This window comes from Lutibacter citreus, assembly GCF_003260195.1.
GTDB classification, from domain to species: domain Bacteria; phylum Bacteroidota; class Bacteroidia; order Flavobacteriales; family Flavobacteriaceae; genus Lutibacter; species Lutibacter citreus.
On record NZ_QEIH01000010.1, the window covers coordinates 43250 to 67372 of the forward strand.

Annotated in this window: 13 protein-coding genes; 12 read left to right on the forward strand and 1 reads right to left on the reverse strand. The window is 31.9% G+C overall.

Translation table 11 applies throughout. The features are described 5' to 3' along the window. Positions 1–12: 12 nt before the first annotated feature. Genes DAD81_RS18350 through DAD81_RS18375 form a run of 6 tightly spaced genes read left to right on the forward strand, consistent with a single transcriptional unit; the run spans position 13 to position 11960 of the window. Positions 13–1539 carry an arylsulfatase gene (locus tag DAD81_RS18350; protein WP_218939735.1) on the forward strand — a complete coding sequence of 509 codons (1527 nt, stop codon included), beginning with the start codon at positions 13–15 and terminating at the stop codon, positions 1537–1539. A 36-nt stretch (positions 1540–1575) separates the two neighbouring features. Continuing rightward, the gene (locus tag DAD81_RS18355) at positions 1576–4227 is read left to right on the forward strand and encodes a PQQ-binding-like beta-propeller repeat protein (protein ID WP_111709771.1); all 2652 of its coding nucleotides are present in this window, start codon (positions 1576–1578) and stop codon (positions 4225–4227) included. A 29-nt stretch (positions 4228–4256) separates the two neighbouring features. Next, the gene (locus tag DAD81_RS18360) at positions 4257–7307 is read left to right on the forward strand and encodes a glycoside hydrolase family 2 TIM barrel-domain containing protein (protein WP_111709772.1); all 3051 of its coding nucleotides are present in this window, start codon (positions 4257–4259) and stop codon (positions 7305–7307) included. Positions 7308–7360: 53 nt separating this feature from the next. Beyond that, positions 7361–8929, forward strand: coding sequence for a hypothetical protein (locus DAD81_RS18365; protein ID WP_111709773.1), 1569 nt, complete (start codon positions 7361–7363; stop codon positions 8927–8929). 3 nt (positions 8930–8932) lie between these two features. Beyond that, positions 8933–10438, forward strand: a complete 1506-nt coding sequence (locus DAD81_RS18370; protein ID WP_111709774.1) for a sulfatase family protein — start codon at positions 8933–8935, stop codon at positions 10436–10438. Positions 10439–10463: 25 nt separating this feature from the next. Beyond that, positions 10464–11960 carry a sulfatase family protein gene (locus tag DAD81_RS18375; protein WP_111709775.1) on the forward strand — a complete coding sequence of 499 codons (1497 nt, stop codon included), beginning with the start codon at positions 10464–10466 and terminating at the stop codon, positions 11958–11960. A 149-nt stretch (positions 11961–12109) separates the two neighbouring features. Here the strand turns inward: DAD81_RS18375 and DAD81_RS18380 are convergent, their stop codons facing one another. Then, the gene (locus DAD81_RS18380) at positions 12110–13474 is read right to left on the reverse strand and encodes a glycosyl hydrolase family 28-related protein (RefSeq protein WP_111709776.1); all 1365 of its coding nucleotides are present in this window, start codon (positions 13472–13474) and stop codon (positions 12110–12112) included. A gap of 208 nt (positions 13475–13682) precedes the next feature. Between DAD81_RS18380 and DAD81_RS18385 the strand changes: the two genes are divergently transcribed. The 6 genes from DAD81_RS18385 to DAD81_RS18410 all read left to right on the forward strand — a co-directional run bounded on the left by DAD81_RS18385 (position 13683) and on the right by DAD81_RS18410 (position 24030). Further along, on the forward strand, positions 13683–13886 hold the full coding sequence (locus DAD81_RS18385; protein ID WP_111709777.1) for a hypothetical protein: 204 nt from the start codon (positions 13683–13685) through the stop codon (positions 13884–13886). A 265-nt stretch (positions 13887–14151) separates the two neighbouring features. After that, positions 14152–16083 (forward strand): alpha-L-fucosidase, encoded by a 1932-nt coding sequence (locus DAD81_RS18390; protein WP_111709778.1) that lies wholly within the window; start codon positions 14152–14154, stop codon positions 16081–16083. Between the two features lie 217 nt (positions 16084–16300). Continuing rightward, positions 16301–17800 (forward strand): family 43 glycosylhydrolase, encoded by a 1500-nt coding sequence (locus DAD81_RS18395; RefSeq protein WP_111709779.1) that lies wholly within the window; start codon positions 16301–16303, stop codon positions 17798–17800. Between the two features lie 20 nt (positions 17801–17820). Further along, complete coding sequence (locus DAD81_RS18400; protein WP_111709780.1) at positions 17821–19401, forward strand: sulfatase-like hydrolase/transferase; 1581 nt, start codon at positions 17821–17823, stop codon at positions 19399–19401. A 53-nt stretch (positions 19402–19454) separates the two neighbouring features. Continuing rightward, positions 19455–22385, forward strand: coding sequence for a sugar-binding domain-containing protein (locus DAD81_RS18405; RefSeq protein WP_111709781.1), 2931 nt, complete (start codon positions 19455–19457; stop codon positions 22383–22385). Then, entirely contained in the window at positions 22375–24030 is a 1656-nt protein-coding gene (locus DAD81_RS18410; protein ID WP_111709782.1) for an arylsulfatase, read from the forward strand. Before DAD81_RS18405 ends, DAD81_RS18410 begins: the two co-directional genes overlap by 11 nt. Positions 24031–24123 lie beyond the last annotated feature (93 nt).

The window sequence follows — 24123 nt, forward strand, 5'->3', positions numbered from 1 at the left end:
AAATTTAATAAAATGATGAAAGTAAAATATGCAATGTTATTGGTAGCTATTCTTTTTAAATTAACTACCGTTAATGCCCAATCTTTAGCAAACTCAAAACCAAATATAGTTTTAGTAATGACAGATGACCAAGGTTTGGTATTAGGCTCTTTAGGTCATCCCGTAGTGAAAACCCCTTATATTGATGCATTTGCTAAAAAATCAACAAGGTTTTCAAACTTTTATATGAGTCCAAATTGTGCGCCTTCAAGAGCCGCTTTAATGAGTGGTGCTCATGAATTTAGAGCTGCAGTTACAGCAACTCATAATGAGTGCGAACGTATGGCTTTAGATATTACAACATTTCCAGAGTTATTACAAAAACAAGGGTATGAAACAGGATTATTTGGTAAATGGCATTTAGGTGATATTAATGAGTATTTACCTCAAAACAGGGGGTTTTCAGAAGTTTTAATGCACGGTGCAGGAGGAATAGGACAAAGAGAAAGAGGTGTTAAGATTACTAGTTATGCAGATTTCCCACCAAATCAAGGTGAGAAGAAAAACGCCAAGTATTTTAATCCTGTATTGTTACATAATAATACAATAGTTCAGACTGAGGGATATTGTACAGATATTTTCTTTAATGCTGGTTTGGCTTGGATAAAAGAGCAAAAGGAAAAGGAAAAACCGTTTTTCGCTTATATTTCTACCAACGCACCACATTCACCTTTAATTGCTCCAAAAGAGAATTTAGACAGAATGTTAAAACGAGGAATGAAAAAAGCAGAACCTAGGTTGGCAATGATTGAAAATATTGATGACAATTTCGGTGTTATGATGGAAAAATTAGAAAGATGGGACATGTTAGATAATACAATTGTAATTTTTACATCAGACAATGGAGCTCCAGGTTCAGATAGTAATTTTATTCAAGGCCATAAAACAGGTAAAGGTACACCGTTTGAAGGAGGTGTGCATGTTCCTATATTTTGGTATTGGAAAGGTAAAATTAAAGAAGATGTAGATATTGAAGCTTTAACTGCTCATATTGATTTGTATAAAACTTTTTGTGAATTAGTTGGAGCCGATAACTCTAAAGTTAAACAAAAATTAGAAGGAAGAAGTTTATTACCACTACTTGAAAATCCTAATAGTGAATGGAAACCAAGAATAATTCAAACACAAAGAGGAAATATAGCTAAGAATCCAAAAGATTCTGCTAATAAAATGTGGTCGGTAAGAACTGATCGTTGGAGACTTGTTGGGAAAGAGTTATATGATCTTAAAAATGATCCATATGAGCAAAATGATGTAGCTTCAGAGTATCCTTTTGTAGTTGAGGGTTTAACAAAATCTCATTTTGAATGGTATGACACTATGATTCCATATATGATCAATCAAAATAATGTTTGGACAGATCCACAAGCTCCACTTGAAAAACTTTATACTCAGCAAAAAGCTGAAAAAGGAATACCAAATTGGGCTCCAAAAAATACAGATGAGAAAGATATATTGAAAAATGGATTATCTGATTGGAAAAGAAATACACTTGATTAATGTGTTGTATTTGTGTTTTTACTAAAATAAACTTAGATGAATAAAATTATACTATTCTTTTTGACTTGTGTCCTTTTTACAAGGCTAAGCGCACAAAATTTTAATACTGAAGGAAATGGAATTCGTAATGTTGTAACTGCTACAATAAGTGGAAATGATGTTCTATATATTTCAGAAGTTGACGGTGCAATTTCTTGCTATAAAACAAATGGAGATAAATTATGGCGAAATAACTCTCAGGATCCTGCAGTAATGTTCGAAATTGAAGCTGTAGATATTGATAATGATGGAAATGATGATTTATTAGCAGCAAGTGGAGATGGACATATATACGCTTGGAAAAGTGATGGAACGCTATTATGGAAATTTAATCCAGGTCATAAAGTTCGTTTTAATGAGGTAGCTGTTATAGGTAAGGGAGTTGATTTAAGAATTTTTGCAGGAGGAAATGATTATCGTCTATATGAAATTAACACCATAGGTAAACTTGTAAATGATAGACCAATAGGAGGCTCGATTAGAAAAATTGAAGCAGGTGATTTTATTGAAGAAGGAAAAGAAATACTATTTGTTTATACTCTAAAACACGATAAATACAGATCAGAGTTTTTTGGTTTTATTCAACCAGAACAATTTAACGAAGTATTAAAATCTACAACAATTGATAGAGTTATTCCTGAAGGAGGAAATCGTTTTATGTTACACGATGTATCTATAGCAGATATTAATAAAGATGGACGTGATGATATTGTAATGTTTGGAGGGGAAGGAGCTCCCAAAATGGTTGGGATAGATGGGGATTTTAATAGAATTGCTGAGTTTAAAGGCTCTAAAAAAGATAAACAACGTTATGTACATGCTATTGGAACAACTCTTCTTCCTTATAAAGATGAGATTGTACTTCAATATGGAGGACTAATTTATAGACTTGATTTAGAAGGGAACATATTAAGTAGAACTGGTGAAGCGCATCGTAAAATTATTTATGCTGATTTTGTTAGTGTTTCAAACAATCTTATTGGTTGCGGTCAGGTTGGTGGTGGTAATGGTTTATATTTCTATCCTTTATCTAAAAAGGAATGGTGGAATACGGATCATAAATTTCAAGGGCGTATAGCAAAAGTAGAAGAGAATATTGATGAGTTATATAAGCAAGTTCTAAATTTTAAGTTGCCAAAATATCAGAAAAAATCTACTAAGAGTTTTAACATGATTACGGGTATGAGACCCAATGAAGAAGTGAAAAAGTTAAAAGGTGGTTCTGTTAATTATATTCGTCAGTTTACATTAAGTGAAAGTACTGATCGTAGTAATTTGGTAAAAGCAATTGGTAAAGATGCTTTAAAATTAGATAAGCGCCAGAAATATGAATTATCTCGTGAGGACGTTGTGGATATTGCTAGAAAATCAGAAGCTGATAACGAACCATTTGTAATTTGGGCGGGTCACGGTATGGATCCTTTCTACCTTCAAATAGAAACTTTAGAGAAAATTTTAGAAGTAGCTCCAAATATGTGTCACGGATTTATATATGCTGAAATTGCAAATCCATTAGATCCACGAGTACATTATTGGATTGATGAATATTTACCTCGTATGGCAACTGCTATTAGAAATAACGGAAACAAAGCTAAAATCTATTTCCGTTATAAAAGTATGTTTTGGGCGGCAACCTCACATAATGAAACTTGGAAAAAAGTGTTTTTCTCGGAAAAGTACAATGATATTTTAGTGCCTTCAGCAGAAGATACAAATAACCGTTTGCAAGATTTAAATTTTAGTGGGAGAGTAGGAATGTTTGCAGGTGGCTATGTAGATGATTGGGCTATTCGTTTGGTAGATGATAACCCAACAAGTTGGAGACCTTATTCTCCTGGCGGACAAAGATCTGTTTCACCTTATTTGAGAAATGGAGCAAGTATGATTTCTTATGGAGCTAGATATGGAATTCTATTTAATATTAGATACTTGGAAGAACCAGGAATGAATGTCTTATTTTCTTTAATGAAATCAGGAGTTTTACCTATTGTAGAAAAAGAAGATATATTATCTATAGGTTCTTGGCATTTGATAAAAGATATAAACGAGGATATTGTACATACTGCAGATGATGGGCATAACTTAGGTAATTATAAAGAAGAAGATATAAATGCTGTTGTGGCTGTAAATTCAGTAACATGGTGTGGAACTACAGTTCCTGATTATGATTATTCAAAAATATCTTTAGGCGTTAACTATAGATGGTTACATTTTATACCTGAAATGCCAAATGGAATGGTTCCTGTTGTTCCTTCAGAAATGGAATCGAAACTTAAAAAGAGGGGAGATTCTTACTGCATAAGTGATATGAAAGTTGGGTATGTGAATGATAAACCTATTGCAGCTAAAGATTTTGGTAAAACAATGCAAGCAGCAGTTAAAAAAGGTGCTGAAAAATTACCATTATTAGTAAAAGGAGCTTCTTGGAGTTTAATAAAATTGGATGAAACTCATGCTCGTTTAATTTTAATTGATCCAGGTTATATTGATCCACAACAAAGAGAAGTAGTTGTTTCTTTCCAATCTATGGTTCCATTAAAAGCTACTGATATATTAAGTGGGGAGAAAATCACAATCAAAAACAACAAAATTAATTTAACAGTGCCGGCTGGATCAATGAGATTTGTTGATATTGAATATAAGAAATAGGGTAATATTTTAAGATTAAATAGATTTTTATGAAGGTATATATAACATGTTTATTGCTATTGAGCTCTTTTTTGTTTTTCGGACAAGAGAAAATAAATTTTAATGAGAATTGGAAATTTGCATTAGATATTGAAGAAGATGCATCCTTAAAAGATTATAACGATGCAAAATGGAGGGTGTTAGATTTACCTCATGATTGGAGTATTGAGGGTGAGTATGATAAAAACAATCCGTCTGGTGTGTTTTGCGGGTATCTTCCAGGAGGAATTGGTTGGTACAGAAAAACAATAGAGGTGCCTGAAAATTGGAAAAATAAAAGTGTTGCCATTTCATTTGATGGTGTTTTTAGAAATAGTACAGTTTGGGCCAATGGTGCTAAGTTAGGACATAGACCTTATGGTTGGGTATCATTTTCTTATGATGTTTCAAATATTATAAATGATTCAGGTAAAATAACATTTGTAGTTAAAGTAGATAATTCACTGCAGTCTGCTGCAAGATGGTATACAGGGAGTGGTATTTATGCAGATACTCATTTAGAAATTAAAAATAGAATTCACATTCCTCAAGATGGTGTATTTGTGAGAACAGAAGGCGCAAATGTTTTAGTTGATGTGGAGATAGTGAATCAAACGAATAAGAATTCGAAAGTAGAATTAATTTCTACTGTTTTAGATAAAAATGGAATAATAGTCGCTTCTAAAAAATCTAATTTATCCGTTATAAAAGGAGGTGAAAAGAAAACCTCAGAACCTCAAAAAATGATGTTAACAGATTCTAAATTATGGAGTCCAGAATCACCATATTTATACACTTTAGAAACGAAAATTGTTTCTGGAAATACTTTGTTGGACAAGGTTGAAACACGTTTTGGTGTTCGTGAAGTTAAATGGGTTCCAGAAACGGGGATGTGGTTAAATGGAGTTAATACAAAATTACAAGGAATTTGTAATCATCAATCTGCGGGGGCGCTAGGAGCTGCAGTTCCAGATAAAATTTTACGTTTTCGTATTAAGCAATTGAAAGATATGGGAGTTAATGCTATCCGTACCGCTCATAATGCCCAAACGCCACGTTTTTATGAAATGTGTGACGAAATGGGAATGATGGTGATGGATGAGTTTTTTGATGGTTGGCATAAAAAAGCTGAACATGATTATGGTGCTCACGATTTTGAAGACTGGTGGGAGCGCGATTTAATTTCTTTGGTAAAGAGAGATAGAAACCATCCATCAGTAGTAATTTATAGTGTTGGAAATGAATCTAAAGGTGATTACGGAAAAAGATTAGTGGAAACTTGTCATAAATATGACAATACACGTTTGGTTACTTCTGGTCATGCTGGGCCTAACGATATGGATGTATTTGGAGAAAATGGTGGAAGTGAGAAAAAAGGATTTTTTGAAACTTTAGAAAAGGACAGAGCATTTATTGGAACTGAGAATGTGCATACATGGCACACAAGAGGTTTTTACAGAACCAATATGTGGTATAGAGACGGACTTAGAGGGAAATCAGGTAAGAACGATTTGTATTTTTACCCAGATTTAGCCAAAGAAGAAGTTTTTACTTATGATTGGACTAACGGAACAGAGCGAACAAATTCTAGACAAACATTAAGATCTAGTTATGATAATTCTGTTATTGGTTTAACCGTAAGACATAATATTCAAAAGCTTCGTGATATTCCTAATTTTGCTGGTTCATTTCGCTGGACAGGCTATGATTATTTAGGTGAAGTAAAATATCACGGAGGATGGCCATTCAAATCATTTTCAGGGGGCGCAATAGATATGGCAAACTTTGAGAAAGATTTATTTTATTTATACCAAAGTCAATGGACTACCAAGCCAATGGTTCATATTTTACCTCATTGGACACATCCAACAATAAAATTGGGTACAGAAATTCCAGTTTGGGTTTATTCAAATTGTGACGAGGTTGAATTGTTTTTTAATGGAAAGTCTTTAGGGAAACAACAACCAGGTAAAAATCATGATGAAATGCAATGTGATTGGATGGTGCCTTGGAAACCGGGAGAATTAAAAGCAATTGCTTATAAGGACGGTGTTGAAGTGACTCAGAAAATTATTAGAACTTCTAACCCTCCTTCAAAAATTAAACTATCTATTGATGGAAAACCATTGATGAATAAGAAAAATGATATTGTTCAGGTTCGTGTAACAGCAACCGATAATAAGGGAGAAATGTATCCATATGGAGAAAATAGAACTTATTTTCATGTATTAGGAGCTGGAAAAGTTAGGGCATTAGACAATGGAAGTCCGCTCGATAAAGAAAAATATTTTGAAGCAAAGAGTAGAATTGGATTTTTTGGTTTAACTAGAGCCTATATAGAAGCGACAAAAGCTGAAGGATCTATTAATTTATTTACGGCTTCTATTCTTGGAGAGAAAAAATTGATTAGTTCTAATAAAGTTAGCATTGATACAGAGTTTATAAACTTAAGAGGAAACGATATTTATAATAAAAAGGTGGATGTGTATTATACCATTGATGGAAGTATACCTACAAAATCTTCAAAATTGTATTCAAAACCTTTTAATGTTCAATTAGGGACAACCGTAAAAGCATTGGTATTATTAAATGGTGATGAAGTTTTTGTTATGGAAGAAGAATTTTCTAACAAAGTAGGTTTTTATTGGGATACGGTTGTTGAACCTTCAGAAATGGGAGGTGATCAAGCTGAAGATACCAAATACAAAATTGGAGTTGTTAGTTCTAGTGGTAAAAACTTTAATGGAAATGGATTTCTTGAATTTGGACCAGATAGTAATGGTACAGGTTTTGTAGAATGGTATTATGAAAACGATAGAAGTGATGGGCAATTTACACTAAAACTAAAATATAGTGGATCAAATAGAATAACCACTATTCAGAAAGTTTTAATCTCTATAAATGATGTTGTTCAAGAAGTAGAATTGAAATCGAGCCAAAAATATAGATCCGAATGGAAGGTTTATGAAACAAAGATTGATTTAAATGCTGGTGCAAATTATATAAAGGTCATTCCTAAAGATGTAACAGGATTAAGTATTGATGAATTAATAATAGAATAAACAATTAAAAGTGTTTGTCTTTAATTAGCCTAAACAAGATAATATTAAAAACAATGGAAAGAAAAATAGAATTGAAAAATAGATTGAATTTTTCAAAATTAATTGTTTTTCTATTTGTGCTGAATATATTTTCAGTAAAAGCACAATATGTAGAAAAAATGAATCCTAATGGATTCCAAGTAGATCTTAAAAAAGATTATGGTTTGGTAAATGATAATGCAGTCAAGCCACAAGGATATATTTTGCAAAAAGCAATAGATCAGGTTACAAATAAAAAAGATGGAGGAAGTATTTATATACCTAAAGGAGTTTATAATATTGAGGGTGTTACCTTAAAATCTAATGTTCATATTTTAATAGAAAAGGGTACTGTACTTAAGTCTAATAAAGTTTCAATTGGCGCTAAAGGATTAAAAAAAGATAAAAAGAATTTAGAGTTAGAAAAGGGTCTAAAAAAGAATAAAAAATCTAAATATTCATTAAAGGAAAAAGGATCTAAAAAGGATAAAAAAGCAAAAAGGGAAAAAGGAACTAAGAAAGATAAAAAAGGCACTAAAAATGGTGAAAAGGTAAAAGCTGCAACAGAAGAAAAAGGTGTGTTTTTTAAGTTTGATACAGACGATAAAAATAGTTCTGAGTATATTGAAAACGTTAGTGTAAGAGGTGTTGGAGGTCCATTTGTTATAGATTATCACCAACTTAAAAGCCAAGATAAACAAAGAGCTTTTATGGTTAAAATGGTAAAGAATTTCTTAATTGAAAATGTAGATATTAAAGATAATTATACAGTGTATTGTGGAACAAGTTTTGGGCCGTCAAGTTCAAAAGAAGATGTTTCAGATTGGGAGGTTTCTCGTCCAACAGATGGTTTAATTAGAAATTACCGTCATTTTAGAGGTAGTCCAGGTTATGGAGCTATTCAATGTCATGGAGGACAAACAGTGCATTTTGAAAATATTTATACCTATGGAGGTGTTGGTTTTAGATTAGAAGTTGGAGCAAATAATAAAAACGTAGGCGTGTTTGATATGTCTGCAAAAAACGTTATTTGCGAAGATGGTAAAGTAGCAGTTATGATGGGACCACATTCTGCAAAAAATGGGATTGTTACAGTTGATGGTATTTTAGCAATTGGATGTGTAAAAGCATTTTCTATGGGAGATGGCCATGTAAAGAAAAATGCTCCAGATCAAACTCCTGGTTGGTTTGATTCTAAATCTTCAGTGAAAAATATTCATGCAATTTATGGAGAGTCAGCGCAACTTAAAGGAACAAGTTTGGGGTTATATAAAGATCCAAAGTATTTAGAGAAACTTAAAATGTGGTCTGATGAAAAGTTTTTTTCAGGTCCATCTTTAGGAGTGATTTCAGAACAGCCAAAAGCTTATAGTGTTTCTATTAGTAACGTAACACATTCTGGTTTTCCATTTAATCCATCTGTAGTAGAGAAGGAAGTTGAGAATAGACATGATACAAAAAAAGCTTGGACAAAATCTCATACAGGAGAAAAGTGGATGACTGATAAAGGTGTAGTTAATGATGATTATGAAATTGAATCACCGGAAGAATTAAAAGCTAGAATAAAAGAACTAATGAAAAAACAAAGTATTAAAAAAGCATAAAAAATGAAAAAAATAGGATTGTTAGTCATTTGCTGTTTGATAAAATTATCTTCAGTAAATGCTCAAGAAAGACCAAATATTATTTTTCTTTTTTCCGATGACCAAACAATAAATACGCTAGGTGCCTATGGAAATAAGGATATTATTACGCCTAATTTAGATAAATTGGCAGATAAAGGAATTCGTTTTACCAATCATTACAATACAACTTCCATATGTATGGCTAGTAGAGCTTGTGTTATGACGGGGTTATATGAATATAGACATGGAACGAATTTTGGACATGGTGATTTGGAGCGTAAATTATTTAATGAGTCCTATACCGCTAAATTAAGAAAAGAAGGTTATTATACAGGCTTTGTAGGTAAAGTGGGATTTGTTATTGAAGGTGAAAAATTTGATGATATTGAAAAAGATTTCGATGAGTTTGCCGGTGGACCAGGTCAAACGTCTTATATAACTGCAAATAATAAGCCGTTGGTTAAGTATGCTGTGAAGTATCCACATGCTACTAGAGCTAATGGAGCTTGGGCTCAAGATTTTATGAAAAATGCAAAAGCATCAGGAAAGCCTTTCTGTTTAAGTGTTAGTTTTAAAGCTCCACACAGACCTACAACACCAGATCCAATTGATTTAAAACGTTATGAATCTATTAAAACATTTACAAAACCAATTAATTTTGGTGTTAAAAATGGAGAGCATTTATCCGCTCAAGCGCATACTTCTAGAGCAGCACTTCAATATCGCTATTGGATAACAGATTTTGATCAATCTGCACGTGATTATTATGCTTTAATATCTGGAGTTGATGCTGCAGTTGGTATGATAATGGATGGACTAAAAGAAGAAGGATTAGATAAAAACACAATTATTATTTTCACCTCAGATAATGGTTATAATTGCGGTGCCCATGGTTTTGCAGGTAAAGTTTTACCTTATGAAGAGGGGTCAAAATCTCCTTTAATTATTTACGATCCGCGTTTACCAAAAAAATACAATAATAAAGTTAGTGATGCATTAACATCTAATGTAGATATGGCAGCTACAATTCTAGATTTTTCGGGATTACCAGTTTCTGAAGAAATGGATGGTAAAAGTTTAATTCCATTGCTAAAAAAACCTAATTCAGAAGTGAGAGAATCTTTACCGTTGTTTAATTTTTGGGGAGTTCCAGAAGCACATTCAATGGCCATTGTTACTAAAGATTGGAAATATGTGTTTTGGAATTCAGCAAGCCAAGGAATGAAGCCTACGGAGGAATTATTTAATTTAAAAAATGATTCTTTTGAAATGCATAATGTAATAAATAAAAATTCAGATGTATTAAATCGAATGAAAAGTTATTATAGTGTTGAACTAAAGACAATGAAAGAAAGATTAATAGAAGGCCACGAGTATGAACATTTTCCTCTTTTATTTGATCAAAATGTAAATTGGAATGAGAAAAAGTCTTTGGATAAGGATTTCCAATCTATTAGAAAGAAAAAAGTTAAAAAAGTAAAAAAATAGATTCAATTAAATTTTTATAAGTAAAATGAATAAATTAAATCACAATAAGCTTAGCTCTATATTTCTGTTTGTAATCTGTGTTTTTTTCTTAGGAAATTTGCAATCTCAATCTAAAAAACCAAACATTATTTTAATGATGGCTGATGATATGGGTTATGGAGATACCGGTTTTAATGGGAATAAAATAATAAAGACACCAAATCTAGATGCACTTTCAAAAAAAGGAATGATATTAAATCATTTTTATTCAGGAAATTCGGTCTGTTCACCAACTAGAGCAACACTACTTACAGGAAGACATCATGACCGTATGGGAGTGTTTAGCGCAAATAGAGGTCATCTTCCTAAGCAAGAAATTACAATAGCTAAAATGCTTAAAGAAAAAGGTTATACTACAGGTCATTTTGGAAAATGGCATTTAGGAACATTAAGTAAAACAGAATCTTCCAAAGGAGCATCTAGAAAACCAGTATTGAATTTTGCGCCACCTTGGTTAAGAGATTATGATACTTCTTTTGTAACAGAATCTGCGGTAACAACGTGGAATCCGGGAATAGGTGTTAGAGCTAAAAATAATCCGTTTTATGAAAATGGAATTGCTCTAAAAGGAGAAGGAAATGAAAGCTTAATGGGAGGTGCTGCAAGAGTTGTTGTTGATAGAGTAGTTCCTTTTATTGAAAAGGCTGTAGATAATAAAAAACCATTTTTATCGGTTGTTTGGTTTCACGCTCCTCATCAAAATGTTGAAGCTGGGCCAGAATATCTAAAAATGTATGAAGGATATAATGAAGCAGCCCATTTTTATGGGTGTATTACTGAATTAGATGAACAAGTTGGACGTATTGTTGAAACCTTAAAAAAAACAAATCAATTAGATAATACTATAATATTCTTTTGCTCTGATAATGGACCAGAAGGCGGAAAGGCTTCAGGAAGAACCGCAGGAACAACTAATGGATTAAGAGGTAGAAAGAGATCGTTATATGAAGGTGGTGTGAGAGTACCTGCTTTTGCTGTTTGGCCAGGTATTATTAGAGAAAATACGGAGTCTAGTACTGTGATGTCTACATTAGATTATCTTCCCACTATTCAGAATATAGTGAATTATGATATGCCAGATAACAGACCTATTGATGGCCAAAATATTTTACCAATTCTTAAAGGAAAGGAAAACAAAAGATCTAAATCAGTTGTTTTTAGATATTCAGGAGGAACAACATCTATAGTAAAAGATGGTTATAAATTATTATTTCCAGCAAGGGAACTTTATGACGTTTCAAAGGATAGGTCAGAAGAAAATAATATTGCTAAATCAATGCCTAAAAGAGCAAAGGAAATGGAAGAGGAATTGCTACAAACTTTTGAAAGCATAGAAAAAAGTCAATCAGGAGCAGATTACAATGATTCAACTTTTAAACCTGTTGAAAAATGGGAATCTGTAATATTAGACATAAATAAAATTGACCCTAAAAGAGGAGGAAAGTTGAAGGGTAAATCAAAAAATAAAAAGAAGAAGAAATAGTAGGAATATCAAAAGCAGCATAAAAGTTTAAACAAAAAACTCAGGATTGAATTTAATCCTGAGTTTTTTGTTTTTATAATTGAGAGTGTTAGTTTAATAGTCTATGATAAGTTATTGTTACCAATTAATAACTCTAGTATTTTATACTATTATGTTCTTTTCGTTTTACAAGTTAAATCAGCATCGGATTCCCATTGAATTTTTTTAGGTTGATATTGTTCATTAAAACCTTCTTGAGTTATAGTTTTTTTAGGTATTTCTACATTAAAATAACCTTTATCCATACTTCCTCCATTTTCTGGATATGCTGAATACCTGAGTGCGGCTGCTGATGGGCCATTAAAATTTTTGTCACTATCTCTATTTGCTGTATACCCAATTAAATCTCTCATTTCACAAGGTATCCATCTAAAATGTCCTAGTTTGAGGGGCGTAGTTTCTCCATATGTAGCATGTACGTTTTTAACAAGACAATCACCACTAAAATATCCTGCAACTCCTTCTTCATTATTTCGATCATCACCTCTATCTATTCGAACAGTATGTATACAACTGTTACTTTTAGCTCCATCTACATCAACTTCGCCATTTTTAATTGAATGAGGAGATATCATTACTGCAGCGTTACAGTTTTCGCCAAATATATTTCTAACAACCATATTATGAATTGATCCTTCTTCTCTAAGGGGTATTACATCTTTGCTTCCACTTTCCAATCTAACAACAACACCTCCTTCTCCTGTAAGGTCTTTAAAAAGCATATTTTTACCAGCATTAACTTGTACTAATCCGTATCCAACATGTGATTCTCTAATATCTGAATTTTTTACGATTCCATTTTTAGGAATTACGTGATTTCCATTGTGTATTACAGTAGTAAAGACTAATGCAGCAAGTCTAGTAATATTATCTAACACATTCATATCGGAAAACATGAAATTTTGAGCATTTTTCACAAAAAATGCCAAAGCTTTTTCATTTAATGGTGCTTTATTGATATCAATAGTAAATCTACCTGTTTTAGCTCTTACACTAAAATTTTCTATACGATCACCACTTTCTCCACAAAGGAACATAAAATTCCTATTTGTATCATTAGTTAATCTTAATATGGTCCCATTATCAATAACAATATGTACATTAGACTTCATTACAATTTGATTAAAATAATAAGTTCCTTCTGGAATAATTATTTTCCCTCCTTTTGGCAATAAAGTTATATCATCAATAGCTTTTTGAAGTAAATCACTATCATCTTTAGTATCAGTTTCATCTACATTATAGTCATCAACCAAATTTACAACTTTACTTACTTCATTAATTTTATCAATGTAAAAATCATTTTCATTTACTGCTGAAATATCTTCTAGATTAAATGGAGTATTTGTATCTACCTCTTTTACTAAAGTGTTTTCTTCATATGGAATTATTTCACTATCTGAACTACAACTTAGAATATTGAAGATTAGTAGAAAAATTATAATACATTTTTTAAAAAAATAACGTTTATTCATTGTGATAATTATTTAGTTGATATAAAAAAATCAATGTTTTTTGAATCTTTTTATAAAGATTTTCAAGTAAACCTAATAAATCAAAAATAAAAACAATAGGAGCTCAAAGAGTTTTTTATAATATTAAGTAAAATAAGAACTTAGAGAAACTTTCGGTGGAATTGTCGAAACATTTTAAGGTGTGTTGAGTTACTTTATTATTAGATAATTGAATAATAAGATTAGAATTACAGAAATAAAACAATTGTTAAACCGTTTTAAGAGTATAGAGAAAAGCCATTCAGGAGCAGATTATAACGATGTTAGTTTTAAACCGGTTGAAGCTTGGGAACCTGTAATTTTGGATGTGAATAAAATTGATGCAAGAGGATGTAAATTAAGGAATAAATCAAAATCTAATAAAAAAAAATAGAATAACTAATATTTTAGGTAACAGGTAAATCTTATTTAGTAAAACCACTTTATCTTTTTTCTGATAAAGTGGTTTTATTATTTAATTCAAGAAGCTTTTGTTTTAAAGTATAGCGTTTATTAGTTAGAGTGTTGAGGTTGATAATTAACCGTTAATTCGCGGTTACTTTACGGTTCTTTATTATTTTGAATTCAATAATATCAATTCTAATGATTACTTTGTTTTCTGTTTGTAAAATTTAGACAAGATAAAATAGAATAACATTATGAAATCAAGTAAACTATTATTGTTTTTATGTTTCGTTTTCATGAAGCTAAATGCACAATCTCAAATATTACCAACTGTTAAAAGTTTAAAAGCTAACTATGAAGCACCTGAGTGGTTTCGTGATGCTAAGTTGGGAATTTATACGCATTGGGGACCAGTTACTGAAGCTCTTAAATTCGAAGACAAATTAAATACAGGTGAACTTGGTTGGTATGGTATGCAAATGTATTTACCCGGTTCCAAAGGTTTTGAGTATCACAAAAAATATTGGGGAGGAACAGAAAAGACTGGATTTAAAGATATTATTCCACAATTTACTGCCAAGAACTTTGATCCTGAGGAATGGGCTGATCTTTTCCAAATGGCTGGTGCCCGGTTTGCTGGTACGGTATCTACACATCATGATGGGTTTTATATGTGGGATAGTGAAATTAACCCTTATAATTCATCTAAAATGGGACCTAAACGAGATGTTTGTGGTGAAATGGCAACAGCATTGCGAAAAAGAGGGATTAAATTTATAGGAACCTTTCATCATGGATTTACTCACCGTTACTATGAAGGCGCTTGGGATTTTGATGGTAAAGAAGCTCCAGAATTTTATGGAAATAAACGTGAACGAATTTCTGAAACATATATAAATGAAGAAGGGTTTAAATGGGTTAAATATAAATGGCAGGGAGATAATGATTGGAAAAAAATTCCACGTGATTATCAAGAACATTGGCGAGATGTTGTGGCCGAATTTGTTGATAAATATGAACCAGATCTTCTCTGGTTTGACTTTGGCTTAGGTTGGATGGATTCTGATATTCAGAATCAAATGTTTGCTAATTTTTATAACAAAGCTCATGCATATGGTCAAAAACAACCAACGGTTGCTCATAAGTCTCGTAGAGATGATCCATTATATTATGGAACTTTAGATCTTGAACGTGGAAATATGCCAAGATTAACATCTTATCCTTGGTTATCTGATACATCTCCAAGTGCTTGGTTTTATTATCCAAATCCAAAAATGCAAAGTGATGACATCGTAGTGGATATGTTTGTAGATATAGTTGCAAAGAATGGTTGTATGTTATTGAATGTTGGACCAAATCACACGGGGGAAATTCCACCTGAATTTATGAGTGGATTGAAAGCTTTGGGAGCATTCAATGATATATGTGGTGAAGGGATTTTTGAAACTCGCCCTTGGTTTACTTATGGAGAAGGTATTACTAAAACAATAACAGGGCATCAAGGAGCAGCTAACTCATTAGCACATCAGGGATCTAATTTTACTACACAAGATATCAGGTATACACAAAGTAAAGATGAAAAGAAACTTTTTGCTTTTGCAATGGACTGGCCTAAAAACGGCAAGCTTACGTTGAAATCAGTATCAGTTGAAGAAGTCAAAAAAAATGCTACTATTGAACTCTTTGGATATGGTGTTGTAAATTATAAAATCAATAAAGACAAAACTATTACCATTGATCTACCAATCAAAGCACCAAACCCAAACTGTAATGGATTTAAGATTAGTAATATGGATATAAAATGGCAACCATTAGGCCATTATTTGATTGCTAATGCAAGTCGAATTGATGTGTCTAACTTGAAGCGAATAAGTAGAGATGAGATTAGTGTGAATTTTGTGTCAGGCTCTATTTGTAATGGAAGTATTATGTTGGGCAGTAAAGTAGATTCCGAAGGTGTAATATCTCTTTTTGATGGAAGTAAAAAGTTAGCTGAAGTAAACTATAATGTAAAAGCGAAAGAGACTGTTGAAGTAGGTGATTTTATGTTAGTGCTTGGTCGTAATGAAAAGACTAGAGAATTTCGAATGGTGATATCAGGAATTGATAAAAAGGACGTAACAGAACTTGCTGTTGGTATTCAACGTGAACATACGATTCTAAATTTAGGAGAAGGATTCAATTAGAGAGTATTTGTATAATAATTAGTGTTGAGATTATTTAATTCAAGAAGCTTTTGTTTTAAATTATAGCGTCTGTTAGTTAGAGTGTTGACTTTGAAAAGTAACCGTTAATTTGCGGTTACTTTACGGTTCTTTAGCCTTTTTAATTATTTAGATTAAATAGAATACTTAATTTGTCTTTTATAATAAAAAAGTACCCTTATAAATATTCCAAAGTATTATGAAATCAGTTAAACTATTATTGCTTTTATGTTTTGTTTTTATAAAAACGAATGCACAGTTTCAGAAAGTTGATACTAATAAATTTCAAAATCCAATTTTTATAGGAGATAATCCAGACCCTAGTATTTTAGTTGAAGAAGATGATTATTATATAACATTTTCATCGTTTGATTACTATCCAGGTTTACCTATTTGGCATTCAAAAGATTTAATAAATTGGAATCCGGTTTCACACGCAATTACTAAAAATGTAGGTTCTGTATGGGCTCCAGATTTGATTAAGTACAATGATAAGTATTATGTTTATTTTCCTGCAAATAAAACCAATTGGGTTGTTTGGGCAAATTCAATAGAAGGACCTTGGAGTGAACCTATTGATTTAAAAGTAAGACATATTGATCCAGGTCATATTGTAGATGATGAAGGTAAACGTTATATTCATTTAAGTCAAGGACATTATGTTCAGTTAGCTGATGATGGTTTATCAATTGTTGGCGAAGTAAAAAAATCATATGAAGGGTGGAAATTCCCAAAAGAATGGTCTGTTGAAACTTTTGGTTTAGAAGGTCCTAAACTTATGAAACGTGGTGATTACTATTATATGACAGTTGCACAAGGAGGAACTGCAGGCCCGGCAACAAGCCATATGGTTGTTTCTGCTCGTTCCAAAACCCCTTTTGGTCCTTGGGAAAATTCACCTTATAATCCAATTGTTAGAACTGAAAATAAATCTGAAAAATGGTGGTCAAAAGGACATGGAACTCCATTTAAAGATACTAATAACAAGTGGTGGCTAGTTTTTCACGGATATGAAAACGGATTTTACCAAATGGGACGTCAAGTATTATTACAACCTATTGAATGGACTAAAGATGGTTGGTTTAAAACGCCAGAAGGAATAAGGACTGAAATGCCAATTTTGCGTCCTAAAGCAAAATCTAAAGCAATAAAATATGATTTATCAGATAATTTTTCGAGCAATAAACTTAAATTTCAATGGCAGTTTTATAAAAATAACAATCCTGAGCGATATAGTTTAGTAGATAATAAACTTGTTTTAAAAGGAATGGGAGAAACTACTGGTGAAGCTTTTCCTTTATTATGTATGCCTTTGCATCATTCTTATTCAGCACAAGTGGATGTTGAAACAGAAGAAGGAACAATAGGAGGATTAACATTGTTCTATAACGAAAAAGGATTTGTTTCTTCTGGAGCAGATCAATCTAAAATATATTACTCAAATAAAGGATGGCAACGTCCAGTAGATAGCTTTAAAAAAGCAGATAAGATTTCAATTAAACTTATAAATAAAGAAGGAACTGTAGATTTTTATTATAGTTTAAATGGGAAAGATTGGATAAAAACAGATCATTCAGCACTAGTTTCTTCATTTAATCACAATGCATTTGGAGGGTTTTTAAGTTTAAAATTAGGTTTGTATGCAACAGGTAATGGAAGGGTTAAGTTTAGTAACTTTAAATATAAAAAACTTGAATAAAATCATAAATAAATAATTATATGTCAAAATTATATCAATATTTAATAATTGTAATATTAATTGCTTTTTCAGCTTGTAAAGAGCAAGAAAAGTTAATTAAAACGGGTAACAAACCAAATATTATTCTCATTTATGCTGATGATTTAGGTAGGGGAATGTTGGGCACTTATGGTCAAAAGTATTTAACTACACCTAACATAGATAAATTGGCAAGCGAAGGTATGCGTTTTAACAATGTTTATGGCTGTATGTTTTGTGCTCCAGCTCGTGCAAGTTTAATATCGGGGATGCATGATGCTCAGCAACAACAATGGTCTCTTACAAAAGGAGGTATTTACATTAAGCCTGCTAATGAGATTAACCTGAAAGAAATTTCTGAAAAAATACATAAGGTTTCAAAACCAGCTAAAGAGGGAGAAGTGTTTTTAGGAACTGTAGCTCAAAAAGCAGGATATGTTACTGCTGAAATAGGAAAGCTAGAATGGGGATTTGCTACAACTCCAGAGAGAGTTAAGAGTCATGGTTGGGATTACCATTATGGATTTTATGATCATAAACGTTGTCACGGATTTTATCCTCCGTTCTTGTTTGAAAATGGAAATTTAGTCGAAATACCTGGGAATACTCATATTGATTGTGCTGTAACTTTCGAATCTGAATCAGAAGAGAATTATAAAGCACGTTGGAATATGGATGGTAAAAAGGTGTATTCTGAAGATCTTTTTGTTGAAAAAGCACTAAGCTTTATAGAAAGTAATAATCCTAAGAAAACAAACAAACCTTTTTTTATTTATTATCCTACACAATTGCCACATGGTCCCATTGCTGTGTCTAAAGTTGACGCTGAGTTAAAGAATAATCCAAATTTAACAGAGTTTGAAAAAGAGTATGCAACAATGGTAAAAATATTGGACAATAGTGTTGGTCAAATATATAAGAAGCTGGAAGAATTAGATATTTTAGACAATACCATAATTATTTTTACTGGTGATAATGGACATGAGATATATACACGTCAAAAAGGCAAAACGGAACATGGTAGAGCAACTTTAACGGGAGGTAAATTTAATGATATTAGCACTAAATTTTACAGTGAAGTAAATGGAGATATTTTTGATGGAAATGATGGAATGGCAGGATTAAAACGTTCTAATTGGGAAGGCGGTGTTCGTGTTCCTTTATTCTGGTATTGGAAAGGGAAAATAAAAGCGGGTAGTGTAAGTAATGAACTTGTTGCGAATTATGATCTTTTAAATACAATTTCAGAAATAACTAATGGGAAAACTGTTCTAGGAAAAGATAGTAAATCATATTTGAATACTCTTTTTGGAGGAGAAAAGTCAGTGCATGATTATACTGTTTATGCTTCAAAATTTGGACCAGCAATTGTTACTAAGAACGGATGGAAATTAAGATCTCTTTTGAGAGAAAATATTTTTCAATTGTATTATTTACCAGATGATTATAGAGAGGAAAATGTATTGAATGAACAAAATCCTGAAAAAGTAGAAGAATTAAAGAAGATATTACTTGAAAAATGTGATGCAGATTTTAAGAATGGAGGAATGCCAAAATTTGTAAATCCTGAAAAAATAAACTAACAGTTTAAAGAGTATTGGTTTTTTTAATAAATTTTTAAAATATGAGTATTTAAATGAAACATTCAATTTATTTAATTTCTACACTTTGTTTACTTCTAAGTTGTTCTAATTCAGAAAAATTAGAACAAAAGAAAATAGAAGTTCTGAATACAAATTCACAAGAAATAATTTCACTTTCTGGAGAATGGGAATTAGCTTTATATTCAGAAGAATCAATTTTAAAAGAACAAACGATACATCATTTAACTTTTAATGATGTTGTTAATTTACCAGGTTCATTAGCTGAAAATAAAAAAGGAATTATTAATAACGATCGTGAGGTTTGGAAGAATCTTTCAGTAGAATATCATTTTGAAGGAACTGCATATTACAAGCGAACTATAAATATACCTAAGGAATGGAAAGGTAAATATGTTACTCTGCGTATGGAGCGTACACGTAAAACTGCAGTTTGGTTAGACGGAATGTTATTAGGAACAAATCCATACCTATCTACAGCTCAGGTTTATTATATAAAAGATGTGGAACCAGGTGCACATGAATTGATTGTAGCTGTAGACAATATTGTGAGTGCGCATCCTGCAGGTCGATCACATATGAACGAAGAAGCTACACAAACCAATTGGAATGGAGTGTTGGGTAAGTTTCAGTTGGAAGCTACACCTCAGGTTTTTGTGAGTAAGGTTCGAGTTTTTCCTAAGGTTAAGAGTAAACAAGCTGAGTTAGAATTTACTATTGACAATCATTTAGTAGGAATACAAAAAGGACATATTAAAATTGAAACTTCAAGTTTTAATTCTGAAAATAAACATTTAGCGAAGTCAGTTTCTATTGATTTTCAAATTGAAGGTACTTCAAAAAAAATAAAAGCAGTTGTAGAATTAGGCGAAGATATGTTGTTATGGGATGAGTTCAATCCAGCTCTATACCGTGCTAAAATTATTTTAGAATTAGAAAATGGTGAAACTCAGCAATTGGGACGTTCTTTTGGAATGCGAACTTTTACTCAAAACGGTTCTCAGTTTGTAATTAATGGAAATACTACCTTTTTACGAGGTAAGCACGATGCTTGTGTTTTTCCGCTAACTGGTTATGCTCCTATGGATGTGAAAGAGTGGGTACGTGTTTTAAACATAGCTAAGGAATATGGAATTAATCATTATCGTTTTCATACTTGGTGTCCACCTGAAGCTGCACTTGCGGCTGCAGATTTAGTTGGGATTTATATGCAACCAGAATTGCCAAGTTGGGGAGAATTGGATGCTCAGGAAAGAGGTGTTTCATTTAAAGATATAAATGCTGTTGCTTTTGGGTCGGAGAAAACGAATAAAGGAAAAAAATACGATTCAAGTATTCAAACTGAAGCTGAGAAGTTTTTTCATAAAGCAGCAGAACATATATTAGATAATTACGGTAACTATGCATCGTTTGTAATGTTTGGAATTGGAAATGAATTAAAAGGAAATGTGACTGTAATGGAACGTTTGGTGGATGGCTTTCGCACCTATGATAATAATAGAAGATTGTATTCGCAAGGTTCAAATAATAACTTTAGAGATCCAAAAAAAGGTATTCGAGATGATTATTTTACAACAGTACGAACGTCAACTAAAATTTGGGAAAACTACGATAACAATACTCGTATTTCTTACAGTAGAGCCGATCAGTTTGATGGAGGAATAGTAAATCATCTTAAACCTTCTACACGTTACAATTTCACAAAGGCACTTGAAACAACTAATGTGCCAGTTATTGGACATGAAACAGGACAGTATTCGTATTATCCAGATTATAATGAGATTGAAAAATATACAGGTATTACAAAACCATGGAATTTAGAGATTGGGCAAAAATTATTGAAAGAAAAGGGAATGTATAATCAATGGCCTGAATTTTTTAAAGCTGCCGGACGTTGGGCTTCAATCTTGTATTGTGAAGATATGGAATCGGGCATTAGAACTCCAGGATTTGGAGGTTTTCAATTACTCGATTTACAAGATTTTCCAGGTCAAGGAACTGCTTTAGTTGGACCTTTAAATGCTTTTATGGAATCTAAAGGAACAATTTCTTCTGAAAAATGGAGAGAGTTTTGTGCGCCAGTTACTTTACTTGCCGAATTTGATGAATATACATTGGCTTCCGAAGAAAATTTTATAGCAGATATTAAGATTTCCAATTATTCAAATGAAGATAAGAAAGGAACACTTAGTTGGGCTATAAAAGGAATTTCCGAAGGTGAGTTTTTAACTGAAGCAACGCAAGGTGAAATTTCCGAAGTGGGGCAAATAAAGGTTACGCTTCCAAAAATAAAACACGCACAGCAAACAACGTTGGAACTAAAATTAAATGGAACAGAAATTATAAAATCGTATCCACTTTGGATATATCCTTCCAAAGAAATAATTGAATCTCCTATTGGTATTACAGTTTCAAAAAACTTCGATGCAAAAACAATAGAAACATTAGAAAATGGTGGGCGAGTATTTCTAATTCCAAACCATAACGATATTAAAGATAATAGTGTTGGTGGTTTATTTATGACAGAATTTTGGTCGTACCGAATGTTTTATAAAATAGCAGTTAACCGTGGAGTAGAACCATCTCCAGGAACTTTGGGATTATTAATAGATAATGATCATCCTTCTCTAAAAGGGTTTCCTACTGAATTTCATAGTAATTGGCAATGGTTTTCTGCAGTAAAAAATTCAAGACCAATAATATTAGATAATGCACCTAAAAATTATAAACCAATTGTACAAACTATTGATAACATGTGGAGGTCGCATAAATTGGGGACACTATTTGAATTTAAAGTTGGAAAAGGAAAGGTTTTGGTAAGTGCTATTAATTTATCTGAAATTGAAAAAACTATAGAAGGAAATGCGTTGTATCAATCAATTTTAGATTATATGAATTCAAAAGACTTTAATCCTTCAACAGAAATAAATTCAGAAAAACTTAAAAATATGCTTTATGGAAAGTAAAAATGTATTGCAAAACAATTTGAATTTTCGTGGTAATAAATTTGAATATATTTTATGCTATTTAATTGGGTTTGTAATTTTTGGATGTAATTCTGAATCTAAGAAAATTATTAACGAAGAACCTAAACCAAACATTGTTGTTATTATGTGCGATGATATGGGGTTTTCGGATATTAGTTGTTATGGAAGTGAAATAAATACACCAAACATTGATGCTTTGGCTAATGAAGGAATTCGTTTTAGCCAGTTTAAAAATACAGGTCGTTGTTGTCCTAGTAGAGCAACTTTACTTACAGGTCGCTATTCTCATAGTGCAGGATTGGGTTGGATGACAGCTGTTGATGAACATCGCCCAGGGTATCGCGGACAATTAAGTAATGAAGTACCAACTGTTGCTGAAATTTTAAAAGATAACGGCTATGGAACTTATATTTCAGGAAAATGGCATGTAACGGTTAATGATAATTACTTGAATAAAAAGAATCCAAAACCAAATGGAAGTTGGCCTAGAGATCGTGGTTTTGATGAAGCCTATGGAGGACTTTCAGGAGGTGGTGGTTATTATAAAGTAAAAGGGTTAATGCGAAATGAAACTCATATAACTGAATTTCCGAAGGATTTTTATTATACGAATGAAATTACCAAACACGCTGTTAAATTTGTTCAAAAACATGATAAAGAGAAGCCAATGTATTTACATTTAATGCATTATGCGCCACATGTTCCATTAGAATCACCAAAAGACAGAGTTGAATTATGTAGAGAGCGTTACAAGGTTGGTTATGATGTTTTGAGAACAAAAAGATATGAAAGTTTGGAGAAAATGGGATTGATTCCTCAAGGAATGGATTTACCAAAACATATTTATGATGAATTTAATAATGAACGCCCAAGTTGGGGAGAGTTACCTGAGGAAAAACAAAATGTTTGGATTGATGAGTTAGCGACCTATGCTGCAATGATTGAAATTGTTGATGATGGAGTTGGTGAAGTAGTTGAAGCATTGAAGAAAAAAGGAATGTATGAAAACACTGTTTTCATGTTTTTAAGTGACAATGGAGGAAATTCACGTCAATCTAAAATGGCATATTTACGAGCAGATCTTAATAACACTCCATATCGTTTTTTTAAGTGTTATACTTATGAAGGTGGTACAAGCTCTCCGTTAATTATTAAGGCGCCTAAGTTTCAACAAAATAATGGAGGAGTTACTAATGAAATTAGTCATATAAGCGATCTTTTACCTACATGTTTGGATTTAGCTGGTGTTGAATACCCAACTAAATTCAATGGAAAAACAATTTCAAAACCTAATGGTATTAGTCTTATACCAGCATTAGAAAATAAAGAAATGGTGAAACGAGACTTGTTTTTTGAGCATCAAACTAGTTGTGCTGTAATATCTGGAAACTATAAATTGGTTAAACCTCATGATTCAATTCCTTGGGAACTTATAAACTTGAAAAAAGATCCATATGAAACCAATGATATTTCTAAAGTTTACCCTGAAAAAGTTTTGGAACTTGAAGCTAAATGGAATACTTGGGCAAAAGAAAATAATGTACTTCCTCTTGAAACTTTAGAATGGAAAGATCGAATTGCTCATTATAACAAATTATACAAGGAACAGAATGGGAGTAAATAATTTGTAAAAAATATGTTGAATTTGATTTTAAGAAAGTCTTTAGTATTAAGTTAATATAATAGTAATTATTACTATTTTTAATCACCAAATTAG

What these genes read in the sequence shown, in the direction of transcription:
- DAD81_RS18375 (WP_111709775.1), top strand. Translation starts at nt 10,464, where the DNA reads ATGAATAAATTAAATCACAATAAGCTTAGCTCTATATTTCTGTTTGTA.
- DAD81_RS18365 (WP_111709773.1), top strand. Translation starts at nt 7,361, where the DNA reads ATGGAAAGAAAAATAGAATTGAAAAATAGATTGAATTTTTCAAAATTA.
- DAD81_RS18400 (WP_111709780.1), top strand. Translation starts at nt 17,821, where the DNA reads ATGTCAAAATTATATCAATATTTAATAATTGTAATATTAATTGCTTTT.
- DAD81_RS18410 (WP_111709782.1), top strand. Translation starts at nt 22,375, where the DNA reads ATGGAAAGTAAAAATGTATTGCAAAACAATTTGAATTTTCGTGGTAAT.
- DAD81_RS18350 (WP_218939735.1), top strand. Translation starts at nt 13, where the DNA reads ATGATGAAAGTAAAATATGCAATGTTATTGGTAGCTATTCTTTTTAAA.
- DAD81_RS18360 (WP_111709772.1), top strand. Translation starts at nt 4,257, where the DNA reads ATGAAGGTATATATAACATGTTTATTGCTATTGAGCTCTTTTTTGTTT.
- DAD81_RS18405 (WP_111709781.1), top strand. Translation starts at nt 19,455, where the DNA reads ATGAAACATTCAATTTATTTAATTTCTACACTTTGTTTACTTCTAAGT.
- DAD81_RS18370 (WP_111709774.1), top strand. Translation starts at nt 8,933, where the DNA reads ATGAAAAAAATAGGATTGTTAGTCATTTGCTGTTTGATAAAATTATCT.
- DAD81_RS18380 (WP_111709776.1), bottom strand. Translation starts at nt 13,474, where the DNA reads ATGAATAAACGTTATTTTTTTAAAAAATGTATTATAATTTTTCTACTA.
- DAD81_RS18355 (WP_111709771.1), top strand. Translation starts at nt 1,576, where the DNA reads ATGAATAAAATTATACTATTCTTTTTGACTTGTGTCCTTTTTACAAGG.
- DAD81_RS18395 (WP_111709779.1), top strand. Translation starts at nt 16,301, where the DNA reads ATGAAATCAGTTAAACTATTATTGCTTTTATGTTTTGTTTTTATAAAA.
- DAD81_RS18390 (WP_111709778.1), top strand. Translation starts at nt 14,152, where the DNA reads ATGAAATCAAGTAAACTATTATTGTTTTTATGTTTCGTTTTCATGAAG.